The 20,777-nt window shown below is 57.6% G+C and carries 20 protein-coding genes; 1 reads left to right on the top strand and 19 read right to left on the bottom strand.

Features of this window, described 5'->3' with window-relative positions:
• The first annotated feature begins 36 nt into the window (after positions 1–36).
• Complete coding sequence (gene mfd / locus ACL2XJ_RS16820) at positions 37–3,486, top strand: transcription-repair coupling factor (RefSeq protein ID WP_413723853.1); 3,450 nt, start codon at positions 37–39, stop codon at positions 3,484–3,486.
• Positions 3,487–3,578: 92 nt separating this feature from the next.
• Here mfd and ACL2XJ_RS16815 read toward each other — a convergent pair whose 3' ends face one another.
• From ACL2XJ_RS16815 to ACL2XJ_RS16725, 19 genes are all read right to left on the bottom strand, one after another.
• Positions 3,579–4,133 carry a glycine zipper 2TM domain-containing protein gene (locus ACL2XJ_RS16815; protein ID WP_132922473.1) on the bottom strand — a complete coding sequence of 185 codons (555 nt, stop codon included), beginning with the start codon at positions 4,131–4,133 and terminating at the stop codon, positions 3,579–3,581.
• A gap of 384 nt (positions 4,134–4,517) precedes the next feature.
• Positions 4,518–5,822: an NAD(P)/FAD-dependent oxidoreductase gene (locus ACL2XJ_RS16810; RefSeq protein ID WP_132922474.1), complete on the bottom strand. Its 1,305-nt coding sequence runs from the start codon at positions 5,820–5,822 to the stop codon at positions 4,518–4,520.
• A 174-nt stretch (positions 5,823–5,996) separates the two neighbouring features.
• Entirely contained in the window at positions 5,997–6,539 is a 543-nt protein-coding gene (gene ycfP, locus ACL2XJ_RS16805) for an alpha/beta hydrolase YcfP (RefSeq protein WP_132922475.1), read from the bottom strand.
• A 38-nt stretch (positions 6,540–6,577) separates the two neighbouring features.
• Entirely contained in the window at positions 6,578–7,621 is a 1,044-nt protein-coding gene (gene nagZ, locus ACL2XJ_RS16800) for a beta-N-acetylhexosaminidase (protein ID WP_413723852.1), read from the bottom strand.
• A gap of 141 nt (positions 7,622–7,762) precedes the next feature.
• Entirely contained in the window at positions 7,763–8,623 is an 861-nt protein-coding gene (locus ACL2XJ_RS16795) for a phosphotransferase (protein WP_413723851.1), read from the bottom strand.
• Positions 8,610–9,191: a penicillin-binding protein activator LpoB gene (gene lpoB, locus ACL2XJ_RS16790; RefSeq protein ID WP_132922478.1), complete on the bottom strand. Its 582-nt coding sequence runs from the start codon at positions 9,189–9,191 to the stop codon at positions 8,610–8,612. Before lpoB ends, ACL2XJ_RS16795 begins: the two co-directional genes overlap by 14 nt.
• A 21-nt stretch (positions 9,192–9,212) precedes the next feature.
• A complete protein-coding gene (locus ACL2XJ_RS16785; RefSeq protein WP_413723850.1) occupies positions 9,213–9,599 on the bottom strand; it encodes a YcfL family protein in 387 nt (128 codons plus the stop codon).
• Between the two features lie 12 nt (positions 9,600–9,611).
• Positions 9,612–9,962 (bottom strand): purine nucleoside phosphoramidase, encoded by a 351-nt coding sequence (gene hinT / locus ACL2XJ_RS16780; protein WP_132922480.1) that lies wholly within the window; start codon positions 9,960–9,962, stop codon positions 9,612–9,614.
• 347 nt (positions 9,963–10,309) lie between these two features.
• The gene (gene ptsG, locus ACL2XJ_RS16775; RefSeq protein ID WP_132922481.1) at positions 10,310–11,746 is read right to left on the bottom strand and encodes a PTS glucose transporter subunit IIBC; all 1,437 of its coding nucleotides are present in this window, start codon (positions 11,744–11,746) and stop codon (positions 10,310–10,312) included.
• Between the two features lie 315 nt (positions 11,747–12,061).
• Positions 12,062–12,853 carry a metal-dependent hydrolase gene (locus ACL2XJ_RS16770; RefSeq protein WP_132922482.1) on the bottom strand — a complete coding sequence of 264 codons (792 nt, stop codon included), beginning with the start codon at positions 12,851–12,853 and terminating at the stop codon, positions 12,062–12,064.
• 11 nt (positions 12,854–12,864) lie between these two features.
• Complete coding sequence (gene holB / locus ACL2XJ_RS16765) at positions 12,865–13,866, bottom strand: DNA polymerase III subunit delta' (protein ID WP_413723849.1); 1,002 nt, start codon at positions 13,864–13,866, stop codon at positions 12,865–12,867.
• Positions 13,863–14,504: a dTMP kinase gene (tmk, locus tag ACL2XJ_RS16760; RefSeq protein ID WP_132922484.1), complete on the bottom strand. Its 642-nt coding sequence runs from the start codon at positions 14,502–14,504 to the stop codon at positions 13,863–13,865. The genes holB and tmk overlap by 4 nt, the downstream gene beginning before the upstream one ends.
• Positions 14,494–15,516, bottom strand: a complete 1,023-nt coding sequence (gene mltG / locus ACL2XJ_RS16755; RefSeq protein WP_413723848.1) for an endolytic transglycosylase MltG — start codon at positions 15,514–15,516, stop codon at positions 14,494–14,496. The genes tmk and mltG overlap by 11 nt, the downstream gene beginning before the upstream one ends.
• Before the next feature lie 12 nt (positions 15,517–15,528).
• Positions 15,529–16,329, bottom strand: coding sequence for an aminodeoxychorismate lyase (gene pabC / locus ACL2XJ_RS16750; protein WP_203522133.1), 801 nt, complete (start codon positions 16,327–16,329; stop codon positions 15,529–15,531).
• Positions 16,330–16,407: 78 nt separating this feature from the next.
• Positions 16,408–17,649, bottom strand: a complete 1,242-nt coding sequence (gene fabF, locus ACL2XJ_RS16745; protein WP_132922486.1) for a beta-ketoacyl-ACP synthase II — start codon at positions 17,647–17,649, stop codon at positions 16,408–16,410.
• Positions 17,650–17,732: 83 nt separating this feature from the next.
• The gene (gene acpP / locus ACL2XJ_RS16740; protein WP_132922487.1) at positions 17,733–17,969 is read right to left on the bottom strand and encodes an acyl carrier protein; all 237 of its coding nucleotides are present in this window, start codon (positions 17,967–17,969) and stop codon (positions 17,733–17,735) included.
• Between the two features lie 154 nt (positions 17,970–18,123).
• Entirely contained in the window at positions 18,124–18,858 is a 735-nt protein-coding gene (gene fabG / locus ACL2XJ_RS16735; protein ID WP_132922488.1) for a 3-oxoacyl-ACP reductase FabG, read from the bottom strand.
• An 11-nt stretch (positions 18,859–18,869) separates the two neighbouring features.
• Positions 18,870–19,802 (bottom strand): ACP S-malonyltransferase, encoded by a 933-nt coding sequence (fabD, locus tag ACL2XJ_RS16730; protein ID WP_132922489.1) that lies wholly within the window; start codon positions 19,800–19,802, stop codon positions 18,870–18,872.
• A 19-nt stretch (positions 19,803–19,821) separates the two neighbouring features.
• Positions 19,822–20,775 carry a beta-ketoacyl-ACP synthase III gene (locus ACL2XJ_RS16725; protein WP_132922490.1) on the bottom strand — a complete coding sequence of 318 codons (954 nt, stop codon included), beginning with the start codon at positions 20,773–20,775 and terminating at the stop codon, positions 19,822–19,824.
• Between the last annotated feature and the right edge of the window lie 2 nt (positions 20,776–20,777).

Genomic DNA, 20,777 nt, shown 5'->3' with positions numbered 1-20,777 from the left:
ACCCCAAACGTAAAAGAAGAGATTTAGCCACTGTTTATGTCCGAACAATATCGTTATACCTTACCTGTACGCCCCGGTGAACAGCGTTTATTGGGTCAGCTCACCGGTGCGGCCTGCGCAGTGGAATGCGCCGCCATTGTCGATCGCTATCCCGGCCCGGTCATGCTGATAGCGCCGGATGTGCAAAACGCCCTGCGGCTGCGTGATGAAATCAGCCAGTTTACCGCCCAGAGGGTGATTACCCTGCCCGATTGGGAAACGCTGCCTTACGACAATTTTTCACCGCATCAGGAAATTATTTCCGACCGGCTATCGACATTATACCAACTGCCGTCGATGGAGCGGGGAATTATTATCCTGCCGATCAATACCCTGATGCAACGGGTATGTCCCCACTCCTTCCTGCACGGGCATGCGCTGGTGATGAAAAAGGGCCAGCGGCTGTCCCGCGACAGGCTGCGCGCCCAGCTGGAGCAGGCCGGCTACCGGGGAGTGGACCAGGTGATGGAGCACGGAGAGTTCGCCACCCGGGGCGCCCTGCTCGACCTCTATCCCATGGGCAGCGAAGAGCCCTATCGTATTGACTTTTTCGATGATGAAATCGACAGCCTGCGCATTTTCGACGTGGATAGCCAGCGGACCCTGCATGAGGTGGAGAGTATCAATCTGCTGCCGGCCCATGAATTTCCCACCGACAAAACCGCCATTGAGCTGTTTCGCAGCCAGTGGCGTGAACAATTCGAGGTACGGCGGGACGCCGAACATATTTACCAGCAGGTGAGCAAAGGTATGCTGCCCACCGGTATCGAATACTGGCAGCCGCTGTTTTTCAGCGAGCCGCTGCCGCCGCTGTTCAGTTATTTGCCGGCCAATACGCTGCTTATCAACACCGGCGATTTGGATACCGGCGCGAACCGTTTCTGGCAGGATGTGCAGTTGCGCTACGAAAACCGCGGCGTGGATCCCATGCGTCCGCTGGTGGCGCCGGAGTTATTATGGCTGCGGGTGGACAGTTTGTTCAGCGAACTGAAAAACTGGCCGCGGATACAGCTTATCAGCGACAAGCTGCCGGAGAAATCCGCCAATATCAATCTGGATTATCACCCCCTGCCCGACCTGGCGGTTGAGGCGCAGAACAAAGCCCCGCTGGATAAACTGCGCCGGTTTTGCGAGCAGTTCGACGGCCGGGTGATTTTTTCGGTGGAAAGCGAAGGGCGGCGGGAAACTCTGCAGGAACTGCTGGCCCGCATCAAACTCAATCCCCGCTTAATCCAGCGGCTGGATAATGCCGAGACGCCGGGGAATTACCTGATCATCGGCGCCAGCGAGCGCGGTTTTATCGATAATTACCACCGCCGCGCCCTGATTTGCGAAGGGGATCTGCTGGGGGAACGGGTCAGCCGGCGGCGCCAGGATAATCGCCGCACCATCAATGCCGATACGCTGATACGCAATCTGGCGGAACTGCACCCCGGCCAGCCGGTGGTTCATCTTGAACACGGCGTCGGCCGCTACGCCGGTATGACTACCCTTGAAGCCGGCGGCATCAAGGCGGAATACCTGATTCTGACTTATGCCGGCCATGACAAGCTCTACGTGCCGGTTTCGTCGCTGCATTTGATCAGCCGCTACGCGGGCGGTTCGGAAGAAAACGCCCCATTGCACAAACTGGGAGGCGATGCCTGGTCGCGCGCCCGGCAAAAAGCGGCGGAGCGGGTACGGGACGTGGCGGCCGAACTGCTGGATATTTACGCTCAGCGCGCGGCGAAAACCGGCTTTGCCTTTCGCCACAACCGTGAAAATTACCAGCTGTTCTGCGAAGGTTTCCCCTTTGAACCCACCCCCGACCAGGCGCAGGCCATTAATGCGGTGCTTAGCGACATGTGCCGCCCGCTGGCCATGGATCGCCTGGTGTGCGGCGATGTCGGCTTCGGCAAAACCGAAGTGGCCATGCGCGCCGCCTTCCTGGCCATCGAGAATCACAAACAGGTAGCCGTCCTGGTGCCCACTACCCTGCTGGCGCAGCAACATTTCGATAATTTCCGCGATCGCTTCGCCAACTGGCCGGTACGCATCGAGATGATCTCCCGCTTTCGCAGCGCCAAGGATCAGGCCCAGGTGCTGGAGCTGACCGCCGACGGCAAGGTGGATATTCTTATCGGCACCCATAAGCTGCTGCAAAGCGATATCAAATGGCGGGATTTGGGCCTGCTGATTGTGGATGAGGAGCACCGCTTCGGGGTGCGGCATAAGGAGCGCATCAAAGCGATGCGGGCCGATGTGGACATTTTGACCCTGACCGCCACCCCTATTCCCCGCACGCTGAATATGGCCATGAGCGGCATGCGCGATTTGTCCATTATCGCCACGCCGCCGGCGCGCCGCCTGGCGGTAAAAACGTTTGTCCGGGAGTATGACAGCCTGGTGGTGCGTGAGGCCATCCTGCGGGAAGTGCTGCGCGGCGGCCAGGTGTACTATCTCTATAATGATGTGGAAAATATCGAGAAAGCCACCCGGCGCCTGCAGGAGCTGGTGCCGGAAGCACGGATAGCCATCGGCCACGGGCAGATGCGGGAGCGCGATCTGGAGCGGGTGATGAACGATTTTCATCATCAGCGCTTTAATGTGCTGGTGTGTACCACCATCATTGAGACCGGCATCGATATTGCCAATGCCAATACCATTATTATCGAGCGGGCGGACAATTTCGGCCTGGCGCAGCTTCACCAGCTGCGCGGCCGGGTCGGGCGTTCCCATCATCAGGCTTATGCCTACCTGCTTACGCCGCCGCCGAAAGCCATGAGCCAGGACGCGCTGAAACGGCTGGAAGCCATCGCTTCACTGGAAGATTTGGGCGCCGGATTCGCTTTGGCAACCCATGATCTGGAGATCCGCGGCGCCGGGGAACTGTTGGGGGAAGATCAGAGCGGCCAACTGGAAACCATCGGCTTTTCGCTGTATATGGAATTGCTGGAAAGCGCGGTGGAGGCTTTGAAAGCCGGGCGGGAGCCGTCGCTGGAGGATCTTACCAGCGAATTGACCGACGTGGAGTTGCGTATGCCGGCTCTGTTGCCGGAAGAGTATATTCCCGACGTGAATACGCGGCTGTCCTTTTATAAGCGCATCGCCAGCGCGCCGGACAAGCAGGAGATTGAAGAGCTCAAGGTTGAACTTATAGACAGGTTCGGGCTGCTGCCCGATCCGGCCCGTCATTTGCTGGATATCGCCGTGCTGCGCCAGCGCGCCCGCAAGCTCGGGATTAAGCGTATCGAGGGCAATGACAAGGGCGGCTTTATTGAGTTCAGCGGGAAGAATTGCGTCGATCCGGGATATTTGATTGGCTTGTTGCAGCGCGACCCGAAGACCTTTCGGCTGGACGGCCCGACCCGGCTGAAGTTTATTAAGGAGCTGCCGGGTCGTCCGGCCCGGCTGGAGTATGTGCATCAACTGCTGGAAGGCTTGGATCAGCATCGGCTTCCGGCCTGAGCCGTTTCGACCCCATCGGCCCGGTTTCCCTTTAACACGCCGCTGCACGTCCGGTGATGGCGGGGCCTGGCGTGCCATATGGATCCGGCGGCTTAGGCCTTGTTATCGCTGTTGCTGCCGCTAAGATCCAGGCGTCCTTGTCTGTCCAAGGGTATCTTGGTGCCGGGATCGCGATCCATGCGGATTTTGCCCTCTTGATCGCCAATTTTGTAAGTCACATCGTAACCGAGCAGTTTCTGCGATTTGTCATACACCGTCTGGCACCGCTCCTGGTTGGTGGTGTAGGTGTCGTTATTCTGCAGGCTGCCCTGTACCTGGTTTCCGGCATAGCCGCCCGCCAGCGCGCCGGCAACCGTGGTCACGCTTCTGCCGTGACCGCCGCCGAACTGATGCCCGAGCACCCCGCCCGCTACCGCGCCGATGAGCGACCCGGCGATTTTATTTTCATCCTGCACCGGGCGCCGGTGGGTAACGGCAACGGTACGGCACTGCTGACGAGGAGTCCTGACGGTTTCATTGATAGGCGTCGCCGTAACCACCTGCGCATATTTTGGGCCGGAGGAGAATACGTCCAACCCGGCCACCGCTGCAATGCCGGAAGCCGCTATTACGCCTATGCCGACGCCGGCTAACATCGATTTATTCATGGAAAATTCTCCTTAAATCAACATTCGCGCATCACTGCGAAAGAGCAGCTTCACACAGCGGGGCGCCTGCGCCAGAGGATAATGTTTTGACGGCAACCCCAACCCGACCGAGACGACATGCGCGATTATTACCCCGGTTAGTGCGAAGTCTGCCCAAGCGAGTCAAGAGTGGCAATAAGACAGATGGCCGAAAATGGTGCATTTCTCCGTCATAAATCCAATTTTGAGAGAATTCTTAACACTTCCGATCGATTTATTAACACTTTATACTGAAAAATAAGACAAAGGCGTCATAGATTGCTTGACGGACAGCGGGTAGCCATCGCCGTAGGTATCGGGACGTTGCGAGGTGGTGTTGGCCCTGCCTGCGGCAGGGCCGGGACATTAATGCAGTTTCAAATGCGGCCGGATGACCCGGTTGATACGCCCCACCAGCATCATCAGGCCGGTTTTAAGCAGGCCGTGCAGTGCAATCTGATGCATGCGGTACAGCGAGATATAGACCGCCCGGGCGATGCGCCCTTCGATCATCATGGAACCGCGCATTAAATTACCCATCAGGCTGCCGACGGTGCTGAACCGGGAAAGCGATACCAGCGAGCCGTGATCTTTGTAAACGTAGGCCGTCAGGGGTTTTTCGTTCAATAACGCCAGAATATTGCCATAGGCCCGCGTCGCCATCTGGTGGGCCGCCTGGGCTCGCGGCGGTACAAGCCGGCCGGAATCCTGCGGACAGGAGGCGCAATCGCCGATGGCGAAAATCATCGGATCTCGGGTAGTTTGCAGCGTCGGCTGTACCACCAGCTGGTTGGCGCGATTGGTTTCCAGTCCGGCGATATCCTTCATAAAATCCGGCGCCTTGATGCCGGCCGCCCATACCATCAGCTCCGCCGGGATAAATTCGCCCTCTTTGGTGGTCAGTCCGTCCGCTGCGGCACGGGTCACCAGCGTGCCGGTGAGCACCCGTACGCCCATTTTCGTCAGCTCCTGATGGGCGGATGAAGAGATACGTACCGGCAGAGCCGGCAATATACGTTCCCCGGCTTCGACAAGGGTGACATTCAGCGCCTGGTTATCGACGCCCTCAAAACCGTAGCTGTGCAATTCCTGTACGGCATTGTGCAACTCCGCCGACAGTTCCACGCCGGTGGCGCCGCCGCCGACAATGGCGATATTGACCCGTTCATCGTCGTTGGAACGGGTTGAGTGCCGTAAAAACAAATTCAGCATCCGGTGATGGAAACGCTGAGCCTCCACCGGATTATCCAGGAAAATGCAATGTTCCTTCACGCCTTCGGTGCCGAAATCATTGGATACGCTGCCCAGCGCCATGACCAGAATGTCATAGGAGAGATGCCGCGCCGGCACCAGCAGTTCGCCGGCGCTGTCGCGGATAGCATCCAGCTGAACCTTTTTTTCGCCGCGGTCGATGTCGCTCAGGCTGCCCATCTGAAAATGAAAATGATGGTTATGGGCATGGGCCAGATAGCTGATGGCGTCGACGCCTTCATCCAGCGAACCGGTGGCCACCTCATGCAACAGGGGTTTCCATAAATGGCTGTGATTGCGATCCACCAGGGTAATCTGTGCCCGACGCTTGCGGCCAAGGGTATTACCCAGGCGGGTGGCCAGCTCCAGCCCGCCGGCGCCGCCGCCGATGATGACAATTTTCTTTAGGGTTGATGACAAAATGACCTCCAATTGTAAACCAACCGTTAATAAAGGCTTATGAATATCCTTATATAACACGTGGTTACGCTGAAATAATTTCTTACTGAAGTAAGATTATCATGTCAGGTCATTTGGTCATACCAAAATTGATATAAATCAATTTTCAGGGGACGGCATTTTGAGACGGGCGCCCTAACCCAGCGCCTTGAAAGCTTGGATCCTCAACAAATGGGGCGAAATGTTTTTGAATTTGTGGCTTTGCTTTTCGTCCCAGATTATCTCGTAGTAGGGCTTAAGCAGATCGGCGCTACGCTGGTTGTCGAGGGCTTCGTCATGTCGGGACAGCAAAACCAGACAGCGGTCGCGATTTTTATCGCGGAAGTTTTCCACGCATTTAGTGGCGATATCCACATACTCTTCCGGCCTGTCTATTTTGCCGGGCATATTCTCCGCGGGGAAAAGGTTGGGATTGACGATAACCTGGCGCATGTCGCACAGGAAACCGATCCGTTCCGCCCAAAAGCCGCCCAGCCCCACGCCGCAAATCAGCGGACGCTCGTCATCGGTCAACTGCTGCATCTTGTCCACTTCTTTAAGGAGATGCTGCATATCGTGACGCGGGTGGAGCGTGCTGTAACTTATCAGCCGGACATCGGGATCAATAAACTGCAGTTGCAGCACCTTTTCGTGATTACCGGGACTATTGGAATCAAAACCGTGCAAATAGATGATCATCGTTATCCTCGTCTTGCATAAGGTCGGTTGCCGATGCCTCAGCGTTCGGGGAACTCCTCCCGCCGCTGTTTCTCATCCGCCCATTGCTTCGATAGCAGAGTCAGCTGCCGATGGGTTTGCCGCCATCTGGCGGAACTCATTAGGGTTTTTCGAGGGCAGCTTCCCCGATGGTATAACGCGGCCGGCGCCTCGACATTGATCGCCGACAGATTATCCAATACCGATACCGCGCCGGCGCGATTGTTGCAAACCAATATCATATCGCAGCCGGCCGCCATGGAAGCCTGCGCCCGCTCGGTATAGCCCCCCATCACCGCCGCGCCTTCCATGGATAAATCATCGGAGAAAATAATGCCGTTGAACGACAGTTCTTGCCGCAACACCTGTTTTAACCAGAAAGGAGAGCCGCTGGCGGGAAGGGGATCGGCGTCAGGATAGATAACATGGGCGGGCATGATGGCATCCAGCGCGCCGCGCTGGATCAGGGTGGAGAAAACGCGCATATCCCGCCTGCGGATTTCCGTAAGCGTCCGGGAGTCCACCGGCGTTTCCTTATGGGAATCCGCTATTACCGCCCCATGGCCGGGAAAATGCTTGCCGGTGGCCTTCATGCCGGCTTCATGCATGCCGTCGATAAAGCTGGCCGCCAATTCAACCGCCGTTTCCGGCTGGTCATGAAAAGCCCGCTCGCCGATTGCCGCGCTGCCGTGGCCGATGTCTAATACCGGCGCAAAGCTGATATCGATATCCATGCTGATCATTTCAGAGGCCATTAACCAGCCGGCTTCACGGGCCATACGCAAGGCTTCCGGCATATCCAGCAACGCGGCATAGGACTGAGCCGCCGGTATCAGGGTAAATCCCTCGCGAAAGCGCTGTACCCGCCCGCCCTCCTGATCCACCGCCACCACCAGGCGCTCGCGGGAGGCTTTACGTATTTGTCTAATCAATGCCGCCAGCTGTTCAGGATCGTGATAATTCCGGGTAAAGATAATCACACCGCCCACCAGCGGGTGCTGTAATATTTCGCGTTCTTCGTTATCCAGCTCGTAGCCGGCGACATCTAACATCAGTGGACCCACAGCAACCTCAACATTTTGATATTCCCAGCATGCTTCAAACTGCAGGTGCATTGGCCTTCCTGCGATTCGAATTATTTAGGGTATATATTCTTGTTTATAATCCCTAATCGGACGTCATCCCGCCCGTGGCCGCGGCGGCCTTCAGACCGGTAGCCCCAAACGGAGCCGCGGCGGCCGGGCAAACTGCAAAAATTGACGCTGCCGGGTTTGGTGCCAGCGCACTTCGTACCACATCAGCATCAGGTAATCCACCCAGGGTAGCCAGGCGGAAATCTGCCGTGTTACGGCGGCCGGGGTAAATCCGCCGGAACAGGCCAGGTAGGCGGCCAAAAACACGGTCTGCTGCCGGATGTTCAGGCCATTGCCGCGAAACAGCGCCGCCAGCTCCAGGGCAAAGTCACCGTCGGCGGCATATTCCCAATCAATAAGAGAGATAGCCCCCTGCCGGTCACGAATAAGATTGTCGGCATGCACATCCATATGCATCGGTACCACTTTCAAGGGCGTAGGGGGTTTTTGCGCCATAAACCGCTGATGCAGCCGCAGCCAGGCCGGACAGCGCCGGGCGGGATCGGTCAATTGCCAATAGGTTTCATAGCGGCCTTGGAGCGCCAGCGGATAACCGTAGCGCGGCAGCCGGTGTAATTGCCCGATCCGCCGGGCGAGCGAGCCATTGTTTAGGCACTCCTGCCACTGTACCGCGGACAGGCTCTCACCCGGGGTCCAGTCCACCACTAACCCGCGGGGGATCAGCGCGACGGGCCTGGGCGCCAATCCGCTGGCGGAAAGCTGCCGCAAAATGCGATATTCGCGCACATTGTCGGCCCCTAGCATGCGTTTATGCGGCGTGACCTGCCGCGCCAGCCAGTCCCGTTCCCCGGCGCGCACACGCCGGCTTTCGCCGCTCAGCCCGCTCACCTTCTCTACCTGGCAGCCGGCTGATGCCGATGGGGGCAATAGCCGTCTTAACCACAAGGCGAGATCAAAATCAGGGTTGCACACTTCCTTTTCCCGACCAGATAATCTCCCCGGTCTGCACCAGCATCAGCTGCATCTCCAGGTCCGGCGCCTTGGCGTCACCGCCGGCATCGGTGTACAGAACGTATTGCGCATTAACGTAACGCGCCAGTCCCACCGCTTTGCTCCGCGACTCCAGGCTGTCATCCGTCGATAGGCCGAGGGTTTGCTTGGCCGCAGTAATTTGCGGCTGGGCGACGACGGTAAACTTACCATTGGACGCCAGGGCATTGTAGATGGCGTCGGTGGCCTTGGCGGTCTGTATAGTGCCGTTGGTATTGTTTTTGACCGTATTGACCACCAGCATGCTTCCCGGAGCGATATCCTTAACGGTGAGCATCTGTTGCACCAGCGGTGCGACGCTGCCCTGCCAGTCAAGCGTCCTGATGGTCGGCGGCGCCGGTACCGTCGCCGGCGGCGGCACGGACACCGGGGGTTGACTAGGCACAGGCTGCGCCGGTTCTATGGGAGCCGGCTGTTGCTGCTCTGGCGGACGTGTCAGACATCCGGTCAGGACCATGGCGGCCAGCACGACGAAGGTAAACTTTTTCATCTTTGCTCACTCAGGCGAAAATCAGATATAAAGATAAAGGCGGACCTGTCGCGCCTCAAGATTACCGCTGGTGGCATCCACCGTCACCGTAGCGCCCGGCGGGATTACCAGGGTCTGCACGCTGGCATAAGGCAGGATATCCAGACCCTGCCGGTCATACCAATAGAAACGATAATGAACAGTGACCGGATGGGACTGGTCATTGTGTATCACGGCCGCAGCCCGCTTTTGTCCCTGAACGTCGCCGATGGAGGGCGGCTGGGCGTTTATGCCCGCCGTCATTACCGACGGATCCATCACTAGGGATTGCTGATTGTTAATCATCAGCGTCTTATGGCCGCCGCTACTGCAACCCGCGGCCAGCAGCAGGCCCACTAACAATGACGGAGCAAAACGCGCAAAACGCATATATTTCCCCGATCAGTATGACACCAGCGGTCCGAGGGCTTTACCGCCCAAAAGATGCATATGCAGATGATAAACCTCTTGGCCGCCGTGGCGATTACAGTTGATTATCAACCGGAAACCGTCCTCGGCGATCCCTTCCTGCTCGGCGATTTTCGCCGCGGCGGTAAACATGCGTCCCAGCGCCGCTTCATGTTCGGCGGTGACATCATTTACCGTGGGGATCAGCACGTTCGGCACTATAACGATGTGGCTTGGGGCTTTGGGGGAGATATCGCGAAAAGCGGTAACCAGCTCATCCTGATAAACGATTTCCGAAGGGATTTCCCGGCGGATAATCTTGCTGAAAATGGTTTCTTCTGCCATGGCATCGTTCCTTGTAGCAAAAAGGATAGTGCAAGGAGTATGAGCGACTTACCCCTCTTTTTTCAACCTTGAACGCAATTTATTACGCGTAACCTGAAGGGAAACTTGATTGGAGGCTCGATCCGCGCGATAACGGCTACCATCCCCGAGTTGCCGGCGCGTTGGCTTCCCTCGCTCACCCCGGTCACCTATCTGAGTAAGCGCCTGGGGATGGATGAGCATCATCCCTGAGGTCCACCCTTCGGGTCAGCGCAAGCGCTGTTCAAATCTGCTCCTGACAGATTTGTCGCTGCGCTGCCGCCTTCCTGCAATTCGAATGATTTTGGGTATAGCGGGTTTATACCGAATCAGGCAAATTGACGTATATATTCATCCATGTCGGTTTTCAGATTATCCGAACGGGTGCCGAAGATGGCCTGCACCCCTGAGCCCGCCACCACGACGCCGGCGGCGCCCAGGCGTTTGAGCCCGGCCTGGTCCACCTTGGTAATATCCGCCACGCTGATGCGCAAACGGGTAATACAGGCATCCAGGTTGGTAATATTTTCCCTGCCGCCGAAGGCTTTCACCAGCGCGCCGGCCATTTCCGTACCGGCCTGTGCCAGCTGCTGCGTGCCGGTGACCTCGCGGCCCGGGGTTTTCAGGTCCAATTTTACAATCAGCACCCGGAACAGGGTGTAATAGATTATCCCGTAAATAATGCCCACCACCGGGAATAGCCAGATACGGCTGCTGTTGCCGCTGAGCACGATGAAATCAATCAGGCCGTGGGAAAAGCTGGTGCCGTCGCGCATGCCCAGCAGGATGCAAATGGGGAACGCCAGGCCGGCCAGGATCGCATGGATCACGTACAGGATGGGTGCGACAAAGATAAAGGAAAACTCAATGGGTTCGGTGATGCCGGTCAGAAAGGCGGTTAATGCCCCCGACAGCATGATTCCCCCCACCTTGGCGCGGTTTTCCGGTTTGGCGGAGTGCCAGATGGCAATAGCGGCGGCCGGCAGGCCGTACATCTTGAACAGGAAACCGCCGGACAATTTACCCGCCTCCGGGTCGCCCGCCATATAGCGGGGAATATCGCCATGGAAGACCTGGCCGGCGGCGTTGGTATAATCACCCACCTGCATCTGGAAAGGCACATTCCAGATGTGGTGCAGGCCGAACGGCACCAGCGCGCGCTCCACGACACCGTAGATACCGAAAGCCACCACCGGATTCTGGTACGCCGCCCACTTGGAAAAGATCTGAATCGCCGCCCCGATGGGCGGCCAGATAAAGGACAGCACCACGCCCAGCAGAATGGCGAATAAACCGGAAATAATGGGTACAAATCGTTTCCCGGAAAAGAATCCCAGGTATTCGGGCAGCCTGATGCGGTAAAAACGATTGAACATATAGGCGGCAATGGCGCCGGAAATAATGCCTCCCAGCACCCCGGTGTCCGCCAGATGTTTGGCGGCGATCTCGTCCGCGGGCAGATGCAGTACCAAAGGAGCAACCACCGCCATGGTTTTGACCATGATACCGTAGGCCACCACCGCCGCCAGCGCCGAGACGCCGTCGTTGTTGGTGAAACCCAGGGCCACGCCGATGGCGAAAATCAGCGGCATATTGGCGAAGACCGAACCGCCCGCTTCCGCCATGACGTGGGAAATAACCGCGGGAATCCAGCTGAACTCGGCCGACCCGACGCCCAGCAAAATGCCGGCGATGGGCAATACCGATACCGGCAGCATTAGCGATTTACCTACTTTTTGCAGGTCTGCAAATGCGTTGTTAAACATAAATTGTATGCTCCTGAGTCAATGCTGCTGATCTTTTCCCGCACAAGCGGGCGCAAAAGCCTCATAGGACTTTTGATCGTATGGAAACCGGGTTCCTTTATTTATTACGAAGGGTAAAATAAATCCGCGAAAATGTGTTTGATAGTAATCACGTTTCCGGAATTTCAGCGATTTCGTCCCTGTCGCCGCCCCCTGTTTATGCACTTTTAAGCCGCCGCGGAGATTGCACATCCCCGGACATTTGCGCGGCGGAAGAGTAGCGCTAAAAGCGGCCGAATACGAGTCGAAAAATCACATTTATCGCCGCAATATAAATCATTTACCCAATCGGCGGGGATCCACATGGAACAGACGGCCGAAATTGTCGGTGGTGGCGTCCGCCAGCTGTTCCACCGTCACCCCTTTCAGCGCCGCCATATACTCCGCCACATCCCGGACGTAAGCCGGCTGGTTTTCCTTGCCGCGGTAAGGTACCGGCGCAAGATAGGGGGAATCGGTTTCCACCAGCAGCCGGTCCAGCGGCACATATCGCGCCGCCTCACGCAGGGCGTCGGCTTTTTTGAAGGTGATCATGCCGGAAAAGGAAATATAAAACCCCAAATCCAACAGCGTTTTTGCCGTCTCGGTGTCCTCGGTAAAGCAATGCAGTACGCCGCCGCACTCCCCGGCCCGCTCCTCCCGCAGAATGGCCAGCGTATCCTCGCGGGCGGAACGGGTATGAATAATCACCGGTTTATCAAGCTCACGGCCGATACGGATATGCTCCCGCAGCGACGTCTGCTGCTCCGGTTTATTATCCTGCTGGTAATAATAATCCAGGCCGGTTTCACCCAGCGCCACCACCGCTTCGCCGGCCGCAAGGCGCCTGAGTTCGGCAAAATCATAGGGTTCGTCCAGATTCAGCGGATGTATGCCGCAGGAGAGCAGCACCTCGTCGCGGCGACCGATAAGTTCGGTCATTTTATGGAAACCCGGCAGCGACGTGGCCACTGCCAGCATCAGGCGCACATCCCTTGCCCCGGCCTTCGCCACGACGTCATTCACGTCACGGTGCACGGTTTCATAATTCAATCCGTCGAGATGACAGTGAGAATCGACCAAAAACATCTTCTTTTCCTCTAAAGGCTCCAGGGGTGGGCGCCGACATCCGCCGCCTCATCCCAGTTAAGCAACTGATTAGTGAGCAACAGCTCGCGATTGATGCCGCTGATAGTCTGCCATTGCCGGCGGCATTCCAGCCATTGATGCAGCTGGTGATGCAGGATACCGGACGGATAGCGGGTGCCGAGCTGCTCCACCAGCAACCGCTGATCCTGATTAACGGCAAAGGCGACCGCCCCCGCCTGCCATTTCAACGCATCGGTAAGCAGCGTGAGCAGCCAGTATAGCGGTTCGTCATCCTTGTCTTTATTCAGAAAGGGCAGCAGCGAGAGCAGATCCCGCCGGGCGAGGGCCTGCCGAATACCGTCGCATAGCCCCTGCCGTTCCGCCCATCTGGCGGGCTGCAGTATGTCCAGCGCCGCCAGGGGCGCGCCGTTATACAGCCGTAGCGCCGTGCGGGCCTGTTCCGCGTCGCGGATGCCCTGCTGCAACAGCCAGCCGGAACCGGTGGGTTCATCAGGCGCCGGCAGATGCCGGTAAAGGCAGCGGCTGCGCAGGGTGGGCAACAGATGCGACGGCTCGCGGCAGGCCAGCAGAAAATAGGTCCGGTCCGGCGGTTCTTCCAGTGTTTTCAGCAGGGCATTCGCCGCCTGTTCGGTGAGTGCTTCGGCATCCGGCAGCCACACCACCTTCGCTCCCCCCTGCTGCGCATGGTTATACAGCGGATCTATCACCTGCCGTATGCTGTCCACGCCCAGGCTGCTTCGCCCCTTTTCCGGCTCCGGCCGGTAAAAGTCAGGATGATTGCCCGCCATCATCAGTTGGCAACTGTGGCAATGGCCGCAGCTCTTCATTCCTTCCGGCTGGCGGCACATCAGCCAGCGGCTGATGGCGTAGCACAGCGAGTCAACGCCGGAGCCCTTGAGGGCATGAATCAATAAGGCATGGTGCCCCCGGCCGTCCTGATAGCGGGCAATAATTTGCCGATAAGGCGCGTTCAGCCAGGGATACCAGTTCATGGGCGCCGCTCCCGGGCGGTAAACCAGTTTTCCAGCAAGGCGCGCACGTCCTCGGCCACCTGTTCCAGCGAACGGCCAGCATCCAAGGTAACGATGGAGGGATCCTTCGCCGCCAGTTCCAGGTAGCGCTGCCGGGTACGTTCAAAAAAGGCCAGCGACTCCTGTTCAATGCGATCGAGTTCGCCCCGCGCCCGGGCCCGCTGCAAACCCAAGACCGGCGGCAAATCCAGGTATAGGGTTAAATCCGGACGAAAGTCCCCCAGCACCAGGTCGCGCAGCGTCTCCAGCAGTTGCGGATCCACGCCGCGGCCCCCGCCCTGATAAGCCTGGGACGAGAGATCGTGACGATCCCCCACCACCCATGCGCCGCGCGCCAGCGCCGGTTTAATCACCGTCTCCACCAATTGGGCCCGGGCCGCGTACAGCATCAGCAGTTCGGCTTTATCAGTGACCGCCTCATTGTCGGCGCCGTCTTTGATCAACCGACGCAATGCTTCCGCCAGCGGCGTTCCCCCCGGCTCTCGGGTAAAGACCACATCTTCAATGCCGTGGCGGCGTAGCGTCTCGACGATAACCTGAATCGCGCTGGTTTTGCCGGCGCCTTCCAGTCCCTCGATAACGATGAATTTACTGTCCATGGATTTCCTTGAGGCTTTCACGATATTGCTGCACGGCTTTATTATGGCTCGCCAGGTTATTGCTGAACACATGCCGGCCTTTGCCATCGGCGACAAAATAGAGATACGAGGTCTTTTCCGGATGTGCGGCGGCCAGGAGCGATGCGTGGCCCGGCATAGCGATCGGCGCCGGCGGCAGCCCGGTAATCACATAGGTATTATACGGCGTTGCTTCGCCGAGATCCTGTCGGCTGAGGGTGCCTTTATACCCTTCCCCCATGCCGTAAATGACCGTGGGATCGGTTTGCAAACGCATGCCCAGCCGCAGGCGGTTAATAAATACCGACGCCACTTTGGCCCGTTCTTCCGGCAGGCCGGTTTCTTTTTCAACGATGGACGCCATGGTCAGCAGGTCCGCGGGCTTTTTGTAAGGCAATCCGTCCGCTCTGCCCTGCCAGACGGTACCGAGAGTTTTATCCATGCGCTGCCAGGCCCGTTTCAACAGCGCGATATCGGTGGTCTGGGCGGTATAGAGATAGGTATCCGGATAGAAATGCCCTTCCAGGGGCTGCGCCGGATCCACGCCCAGGCGTTCGGCCAATTGATCCAGCGGCAGATTGGCCGCAGTGTGTTTAACATAAGGCGCTTTATCCAGGATAACCAGCCATTCTTTCAGGGTCGAGCCTTCGATAAAGCGAATAGAAAATTGGGCTTCTTTGCCGCTGGCCAATAATTCAAGCATTTCCCGAACGGTCATGCCGGGGGTAAACCGATAGGTCCCGGCCTTGAATGCGGCCAAACTCGGTTCCCATTGCCACAGCCAGGGCAGCCAGCGGGCATGCTTGATAATATGCTCCTGGCGCAGCGCGGTCTTTAGCCCTTCACGCCCTGTACCGGCCGGCAAGGTGAAGATTTTCTCCTGCGTGATGGTAAGGGGCGATGCGGCAAAATGCCTGATTTGCAACAGGCAATAAGCCGCCCCGCCGGCCAATAGCGCCAGAATGACGGCGAAAATAAGTATGTTTTTCTTCATGCAAGAACTCTGTTAACAGCTCGGTCTAAGATATTCAAATAATGTTCTGTCCTGATAGATGCGTTCATCAAAACGATTCACCGGCAAAACGGGCATCAAGGCATTGCAAATGATCACTTCGTCGGCCGCAAGCAATGCCGCCGGCAGGGCATCCACCAGATGCAGGGTAAAGGGCGATTCCGTGGACAGCGTCATGATATGCCGCCGCATCACACCCGCCACCCCCGACTGTTCCAGCGTCGGCGTGTAAACCTCGCTGCCGCGCCGCCAAAAAATATTCGCGGCGCAGCATTCGGTGACGTAACCCCGGGTATCCAGCACCACGGCCTCCTGCGCGCCGGCGGTCTGCTCCAGCCGGGTGCGAATCAATACCTGCTCCAGGCGGTTGAGATGCTTTATCCCGGCCAACAGGGGATTGCATGCCAGGGCAACGGGACTAAGAGTCAAATTCACACCCTGGCGGCGCCACAACGGGTAATGGGGCGGGGCCTCGCCATGGCTGAGAATCCGCAGCGGCATCCCGCAGCCGGCGGCGCTGTAGCCCCTGCCGCCGCTGCCGCGGCTGATAATGACTTTGAGCACTCCGTCCCGCCATTGTTCAGCCGCCTGTCGCATTTCCCGTTCCAGCACCGCCAGGTCCAGGGGGTCAAACAGCAGGCGGGCGGCTGACTGCGCCAATCTTTCCAAATGGTAGGACAAGAGATCTATGCGTCCCGTTCGGATGCGGGCGGTGGTAAAAAAGCCGTCGCCGAACTGAATGGCACGATCGGTCAAAGGCAGTTGCTGCCGAGGTTCTCCGTTGATCCAATACATATCTCACCTGCGCCGGGGCTGTGATGGGACGGGATAAAAAAATGGCCCGATTAACGGGCCATAAAGTACAACGCTGAGTCAGATCCTGCGGAATACCAGCGAGCCGTTGGTACCGCCGAAACCGAAAGAGTTACACAGCGTATATTGCATGTCGGTCACCCGGCGGGCTTCATGGGGCACAAAATCCAGATCGCATTCTTCGCCGGGATTATCCAGGTTGATGGTGGGCGGTATCGCCTGATCGCGCAGCGCCAGCACGCTGAATATGGCCTCAATCGCCCCGGCGGCCCCCAGCAGATGGCCGGTCATGGATTTGGTGGAGCTTATCATGACCTTATGCGCATCTTCCCGGAAGACTGACTTCACGGCATAGGTTTCCGCTTTATCACCCACCGGCGTTGACGTGCCGTGAGCGTTGATATAAAGCACCTGAGATGGGGTAATGTCCGCGTCGCGCAAGGCGTTTTCCATGGCCAGCGCCGCTCCGGCGCCATTTTCCGGCGGCGACGTCATATGGTAGGCGTCGCTGCTCATGCCGAAACCCACCAGTTCGGCGTATATTTTCGCGCCGCGTTTTTTTGCGTGTTCGTACTCTTCCAGCACCATGACGCCGGCACCGTCCCCCAGTACGAATCCGTCCCGATCGCGGTCCCAGGGACGGCTCGCCGCCTGGGGATCATCATTGCGCGTGGACAATGCGCGCGCGGCGCCAAAACCACCGACGCCCAAAGGAGTGCTGCCTTTTTCGGCGCCGCCGGCCAGCATCACATCCGCATCGTTATAAGCGATGATACGCGCGGCCTGGCCGATATTATGCACTCCGGTAGTACAGGCGGTAGCAATGCAAATGCTGGGGCCACGCAGTCCGCACATGATGGTCAGATGGCCGGCTATCATATTAACGATGGTGGAGGGCACAAAAAACGGGCTGATTTTACGCGGCCCGCCGTTAATAAGCGCGGTATGGTTGTCTTCAATCAGACCCAGACCGCCGATACCCGAACCAATCGCCGCGCCGATGCGGGTGGCGTTTTCTTCGGTAACTATCAGTCCCGAGTCCTGCATTGCCTGTATGCCGGCGGCAATGCCGTATTGGATGAAAATATCCATCTTGCGTGCTTCTTTACGCGATAGATAATCTTCACAATTAAAGTTTTTCACCAGGCCCGCAAAACGCGTTGCATAGGCTGAGGTATCAAAATGGTCGATCAGGCCGATGCCACTCTGTCCGGCAAGGAGCGCGCTCCACGTAGATTCTACGGTATTGCCGACAGGAGACAACATGCCGAGTCCGGTCACAACAACTCGACGCTTAGACACGCTTGTCCTCCAGGGAGGGAAAATATGATACTATGGGACGAAAAAAAACTTAGGCGGTCGAATGACCGCCTAGGGATGTTCGCTTACTGCTGGCTTGCCTGAATGAAATCAATCGCTGCCTGAACAGTAGTGATTTTCTCAGCTTCCTCGTCCGGAATTTCGGTATCAAATTCTTCTTCCAGCGCCATTACCAGCTCAACAGTGTCAAGGGAATCTGCGCCGAGGTCATCAACGAAAGAAGCATTGTTCACGACTTCTTCTTTCTTAACACCCAGTTGCTCAGCGATGATTGCCTTAACTTTTTCTTCGGTAGTGCTCATACTCTTAAATTTCCTATCAAAACTCGCTTTCGCGATGGTTTTCGTAGTGTATAAAATGTTGAAAAAGATGCAACTAAATCCCGGCTGGTCAAACCACGATTTTATGCTATTTTGCGGTTTTTACCACAAATAACGCAAATGATTTTCGTGCTTTTCACAGCATATACATGCCGCCATTGACATGTATCGTTTCACCGGTAATGTATGCCGCCTCGTCAGAAGCGAAAAAAGCAACAACACTGGCAATTTCCTGTGGATCGCCGAGACGGTTGGCCGGAATTCTGGTCAAAATTTCCGCTCGGTGTTCATCTGTCAACGCTTCGGTCATATCTGTAGCTATAAATCCGGGCGCCACCACGTTTACCGTGATGCCCCGCGAAGCGACTTCCCGCGCCAGGGATTTGCTAAAACCCACCAGGCCGGCTTTCGCCGCGGCATAATTTGCTTGCCCGGCATTACCCATTGAGCCGACGACAGAACCGATGGTAATGATTCTGCCGTAGCGCTTTTTCATCATCGCGCGCATTACCGCCTTGGACATGCGGAACACGGAGGTCAGGTTAGTATCTAGGATAGACTGCCATTCCTCTTCTTTCATGCGCATCAGTAGATTATCACGCGTGATGCCGGCATTATTCACTAAAATGTCGACTTCGCCAAATTCCGCACGTATTTTCTCCAAAAGCGACTCGATGGAGGCGCTGTCGGAGACGTCCAGACGCAGCCCTTTGCCTTTGCCGGCGAGATAAGCGCTGATGGCGTCGGCGCCCGGTTCGCTGGTGGCGGTGCCGATAACCGTCGCACCGCATGCCGCCAGTTTCTCGGCGATAGCGCGGCCAATACCTCGGCTGGCGCCCGTGACCAGGGCGATTTTACCTTCAAAACCCATTAAATTCCCCATTATTTTTGCTCAATCGCCGCAGCCAGCGAAGCGGGATCGTTCACCGCCTGGCCGGACAAGGTGTCAACGATGCGTTTGGTCAAACCGGTAAGGACTTTGCCGGGACCCGCCTCAATCAATACCTCGGCGCCTTGGGCGGCAAGATACTGAACCGTTTCCGTCCACCGTACCGGGTTGTAAAGCTGGCGCACCAGCGCGCTGCGGATGGCGTCGGGGTCGGTTTCAGCTTTTACGTCGACGTTATTCACCACCGGCACCTCAGGAATGGAGAAACGAACGTCCCGCAGGGCCAGCGCGAGTTTTTCCGCCGCCGGCTCCATCAGCGCGCAGTGGGAAGGCACGCTCACCGGCAAAGGAAGCGCGCGTTTCGCGCCGGCCGCTTTACAGGCCGCGCCGGCACGCTCAACCGCTTCTTTATGGCCGGCGATCACCACCTGGCCCGGCGAATTGAAGTTCACCGGCGCGACCACCTGTCCCTGCGCCGATTCTTCGCAGGCTCTGGCGATGGCGGCATTATCCAGGCCGATAATGGCCGACATTCCACCGACGCCGGCGGGAACCGCTTCCTGCATCAGCTTGCCGCGCAGTTCCACCAGCTTAACCGCCGCGGTGAATTCCAGCACGCCGGCGCACACCAGCGCGGAATATTCGCCCAGGCTATGTCCCGCCAGCCAGGCGGGAATTTTCCCGCCCTGCTGCCGCCAAACCCGCCAAATGGACACCGAAGCCGCCAGCAATGCCGGCTGGGTCTGCCAGGTTTTATTCAGTTCTTCCACCGGGCCTTGCTGCGTTAATGCCCATAAATCATATCCCAGTGCGGCGGAGGCTTCGCCAAAAGTGGTCTCAACCAGCGGATAAAGCGCGGCCAGTTCAGCCAGCATACCTACGGATTGCGAACCCTGCCCCGGGAAAACCATTGCCAGTTCTGTCATATTTTTATTACCTATTAGATTAAAATCTAATCAGAGCCGAACCCCAGGTAAAGCCGCCGCCGAAAGCTTCAAGCAAAATCAGCTGTCCCCGTTGAATCCGGCCGTCACGCACCGCTTCGTCCAGCGCCAACGGCACGGAGGCGGCGGAGGTATTGCCCTGACGATCCAGTGTGACTATCACTTTATCCATGCTCATATTGAGCCTCTTCGCCGTGGCGGCGATGATGCGCAGGTTCGCCTGATGGGGCACCAGCCAGTCAAGCTCGGACCGATCCAGCCGGTTGGCGGTCAGGGTTTCATCCACGATGTGCGCCAGCTCGGTGACCGCCACTTTAAACACTTCGTTGCCCGACATGGTCAGGAACGCCGGCGCCGTGGGATCGAGACGGTTATGGTACGGCAAGGTCAGCAGCTCGCCATAACGTCCGTCCGCATGCAGATGGGTGGACAAAATGCCCGGCTGTTCACTGCGGCCCAGCACTACGGCGCCCGCCCCGTCGCCGAAAAGAATCAGCGTGCCGCGGTCAGTGGGATCCAGAGTGCGGCTCAGCATATCCGAACCCACCACCAGCGCATACTCCACCGCGCCGCTTTTGATATATTGATCCGCCACGCTCAGCGCATAGGCGAAACCCGCGCAAGCCGCCGCGATATCAAAAGAAACGGTATCGCGAATGCCCAATTTAAGCTGGATTTCGCATGCCGAACTGGGAAAGGCATGGCTCGATGACGTGGTGGCGACAAGAATGAGCCCCACCTGATCCGGCCGGATGCCGGCCATGTCGAGAGCCTGTTGCGCGGCGGTAAAACCCATGGTGGACACCGTTTCGTGCACTCCGGCGATGCGCCGTTCACGAATACCGGTACGCGTCACAATCCATTCGTCGGAGGTATCCACCATTTTTTCCAGGTCCGCATTCGACCTTATTTGCACCGGCAGATAACTCCCGGTACCGAGAATCTTTGTATACATGT

The sequence above is a fragment of the Sodalis sp. RH16 genome (genome assembly GCF_047324245.1).
Lineage (GTDB): Bacteria > Pseudomonadota > Gammaproteobacteria > Enterobacterales > Enterobacteriaceae > Acerihabitans > Acerihabitans ligni.
The sequence above is the reverse complement of the archived record's forward strand: the minus strand, read 5'-3'. Positions and strand labels throughout refer to the sequence as shown.